Origin of the sequence: Mesorhizobium sp. B2-3-5 (assembly GCF_006442395.1) — a bacterium.
Classification (GTDB): Bacteria; Pseudomonadota; Alphaproteobacteria; order Rhizobiales; family Rhizobiaceae; genus Mesorhizobium.
Genome location: NZ_VFVX01000074.1, coordinates 1 through 3916 on the forward strand (window position 1 = coordinate 1; position 3916 = coordinate 3916).

2 tRNA genes and 2 rRNA genes are annotated in these 3916 nt (G+C 54.7%); all 4 read left to right on the forward strand.

The window, feature by feature from the left end:
* Nucleotides 1-60 precede the first annotated feature (60 nt).
* Nucleotides 61-137: transfer RNA gene (locus FJ958_RS31330), tRNA-Ile, on the forward strand.
* A gap of 54 nt (nucleotides 138-191) precedes the next feature.
* Nucleotides 192-267, forward strand: a tRNA-Ala gene (locus tag FJ958_RS31335).
* A gap of 412 nt (nucleotides 268-679) precedes the next feature.
* A 23S ribosomal RNA gene (locus FJ958_RS31340) occupies nucleotides 680-3492 on the forward strand.
* Between the two features lie 274 nt (nucleotides 3493-3766).
* Nucleotides 3767-3881: ribosomal RNA gene (gene rrf / locus FJ958_RS31345) — 5S ribosomal RNA — on the forward strand.
* Nucleotides 3882-3916 lie beyond the last annotated feature (35 nt).

The following is a 3916-nucleotide window of genomic DNA, read 5'->3' on the forward strand; positions in this document are numbered from 1 at the left end:
GGCCTTTGCGAGGCTTCGCCTCGGGGTCACCAGCTCGTTACTGGCGGAGCGCGGTCTTTAGGGCTTGTAGCTCAGTTGGTTAGAGCGCGCGCTTGATAAGCGTGAGGTCGGAGGTTCAAGTCCTCCCAGGCCCACCATCACCAGTGCAACCCCGAAGGGTTGTCGCTGCCGGTCAATGCCGGACACTATCAGGGGCCGTAGCTCAGCTGGGAGAGCGCCTGCTTTGCAAGCAGGATGTCGTCGGTTCGATCCCGTCCGGCTCCACCACTCGCGCGATCCGCAGGATTGTCGCGTCTTCTGTGAAAGAAGTGGTGTCGAGCAGGGATGCGGCAGCGATGAAAAGTCATTCGTAAAAAGAGTTTGCGGCGAGCGTGATGCTCACCGCCTGTTCTGGTTGACATCGTAAAGAGAAGATTTGTTCGAACTTCATTGGTCGCAAGACCGATGATTTGTCGCTGGAGACGCTCAATCTCCGGCATATGATGGGTTTGCCTAACCGCGCCCTCGAACCGATCTCGAGAAGCTGGTCTTTTTGTGCCAATGACATCGAACCAAATCCCGCACGGGATCTGGTTCAGGCGACGATCTCTTCGAGATCGCGCGGACGCCGGCCTCGCAAGGGGAAGGCTGAAGCGACGATTTCTTCGAAATCGCGCGGATGGGCATTGGCAATGAGAACGATCAAGTGTCTTAAGGGCAATTGGTGGATGCCTTGGCATGCACAGGCGATGAAGGACGTGATACGCTGCGATAAGCTACGGGGAGGTGCGAATACCCTTTGATCCGTAGATTTCCGAATGGGGAAACCCACCTAAGGTGCTTGGAAAATCAGAGCAGCCCAGAAGGCCGCAAGGCCGACTTGCTGCTGTGGTTTCCAAGTATCGATAATAGGTAACTTATCCTGAATACATAGGGATAAAGTGGCGAACGCGGGGAACTGAAACATCTAAGTACCCGTAGGAAAGGACATCAACCGAGACTCCGGAAGTAGTGGCGAGCGAACCCGGACCAGGCCAGTGGCGATTGAGAGACAAGCGGAACCTTCTGGAAAGTAGGGCCATAGTGGGTGACAGCCCCGTACGCGTAATGCGATCAATCGTCCTCGAGTAAGGCGGGACACGTGAAATCCTGTCTGAAATTGGGGGGACCACCCTCCAAGCCTAAGTACTCGTGCATGACCGATAGCGAACTAGTACCGTGAGGGAAAGGTGAAAAGCACCCCGACAAGGGGAGTGAAAGAGTACCTGAAACCGATTGCCTACAAACAGTGGGAGCCCGCAAGGGTGACCACGTACCTTTTGTATAATGGGTCAGCGACTTAGTGTGACGAGCAAGCTTAAACCGGTAGGTGTAGGCGCAGCGAAAGCGAGTCTGAACAGGGCGTTCAGTTCGTCGCATTAGACCCGAAACCGAGTGATCTAGCCATGAGCAGGTTGAAGGTAAGGTAACACTTACTGGAGGACCGAACCCATAACTGTTGCAATAGTTCGGGATGACTTGTGGCTAGGGGTGAAAGGCCAATCAAACTCGGAAATAGCTGGTTCTCCGCGAAATCTATTTAGGTAGAGCGTCGACCGAATACCCCAGGGGGTAGAGCACTGGATGGGCTAGGGGTCCTCACCGGATTACCAAACCTAACCAAACTCCGAATACCTGGGAGTACTAGTCGGCAGACACACGGCGGGTGCTAACGTCCGTCGTGAAAAGGGAAACAACCCTGACCTACAGCTAAGGTCCCCAAGTTATGGCTAAGTGGGAAAGGATGTGAGGATCCCAAAACAACCAGGATGTTGGCTTAGAAGCAGCCATCATTTAAAGAAAGCGTAACAGCTCACTGGTCTAAATAAGGGTCTTTGCGCCGAAAATGTAACGGGGCTAAAGCCATACACCGAAGCTTAGGGTTCGTGAGCAATCACGAGCGGTAGCGGAGCGTTCTGTAAGCTGATGAAGCCATACCCGTGAGGGGTGGTGGAGGTATCAGAAGTGCGAATGCTGACATGAGTAACGTAAGGGGAGTGAGAGACTCCCCCGCCGAAAGACCAAGGGTTCCTGCTTAAAGCTAATCTGAGCAGGGTTAGCCGGCCCCTAAGACGAGGCGGAAACGCGTAGTCGATGGGAACCACGTTAATATTCGTGGGCTTGGAGGTAGTGACGGATCACACAAGTTGTCCAATCTTATCGGATTGAACGGGCAGCGGAGTGGTTCCAGGAAATAGCTCCTCCTTATAAACCGTACCCGAAACCGACACTGGTGGTCTGGTAGAGTATACCAAGGCGCTTGAGAGAACTATGCTGAAGGAACTCGGCAAATTGCACGCGTAACTTCGGAAGAAGCGTGACCCTTTTCTGCGCAAGCAGAGGAGGGTGGCACAGACCAGGGGGTAGCGACTGTTTATCAAAAACACAGGGCTCTGCGAAGCCGCAAGGCGACGTATAGGGTCTGACGCCTGCCCGGTGCTGGAAGGTTAAGAGGAGGGGTGCAAGCTCTGAATCGAAGCCCCAGTAAACGGCGGCCGTAACTATAACGGTCCTAAGGTAGCGAAATTCCTTGTCGGGTAAGTTCCGACCTGCACGAATGGCGTAACGACTTCCCCGCTGTCTCCAGCATAGACTCAGTGAAATTGAATTCCCCGTGAAGATGCGGGGTTCCTGCGGTTAGACGGAAAGACCCCGTGCACCTTTACTATAGCTTTACATTGGCATTCGTAGTGGCATGTGTAGGATAGGTGGTAGGCTTTGAAACCTGGGCGCCAGCTCAGGTGGAGCCACCCTTGAAATACCACCCTTATTACTATGGATGTCTAACCGCGGCCCGTTATCCGGGTCCGGGACAATGTATGGTGGGTAGTTTGACTGGGGCGGTCGCCTCCTAAAGAGTAACGGAGGCGCGCGATGGTGGGCTCAGAACGGTCGGAAATCGTTCGCTGAGTGCAATGGCATAAGCCTGCCTGACTGCGAGACTGACAAGTCGAGCAGAGACGAAAGTCGGTCATAGTGATCCGGTGGTCCCGCGTGGAAGGGCCATCGCTCAACGGATAAAAGGTACGCCGGGGATAACAGGCTGATGACCCCCAAGAGTCCATATCGACGGGGTTGTTTGGCACCTCGATGTCGACTCATCGCATCCTGGGGCTGGAGCAGGTCCCAAGGGTATGGCTGTTCGCCATTTAAAGCGGTACGTGAGTTGGGTTCAGAACGTCGTGAGACAGTTCGGTCCCTATCTGCCGTGGGTGTAGGAATATTGAAAGGATCTGTCCCTAGTACGAGAGGACCGGGATGGACGGATCTCTGGTGGACCTGTTGTGGCGCCAGCCGCATAGCAGGGTAGCTATATCCGGACGGGATAACCGCTGAAGGCATCTAAGCGGGAAACCCACCTTAAAACGAGTATTCCCTGAGAACCGTGGAAGACGACCACGTTGATAGGCCGGGTGTGGAAGAGCGGCAACGCTTGAAGCTTACCGGTACTAATAGTTCGATCGGCTTGATCGTTCTCATTCCTTATGCCCATTTGACAAAGTCAAATGGTCTTACCAGCGCTCACGCATGAGCGGCCCCTCTGGGGCCAAAGCTTAAGCGAGGGCGCCGGAAACCGGCGACGCGCAGTCGCGCTTGCGGGCTTTGCCCGAAGCAACCTGCAAAAGCATCGCCTTGGCACGGAAAGACAGGCAACGGCACAGCCGGATGGCGAGCAGGTATCTCCTACTCACTATTCCCTGCTGCCTAATCCCTAACCCAGCTTCTCGAATAACGTGCGTTTTGCCGACCTGGTGGTTATGGCGGAGCGGCTGCACCCGATCCCATTCCGAACTCGGCCGTGAAACGCTCCAGCGCTGATGGTACTTCGTCTCAAGACGCGGGAGAGTAGGTCGCTGCCAGGTCTGCTAAACGCACGTTTGATCCGCACATCGTGCTT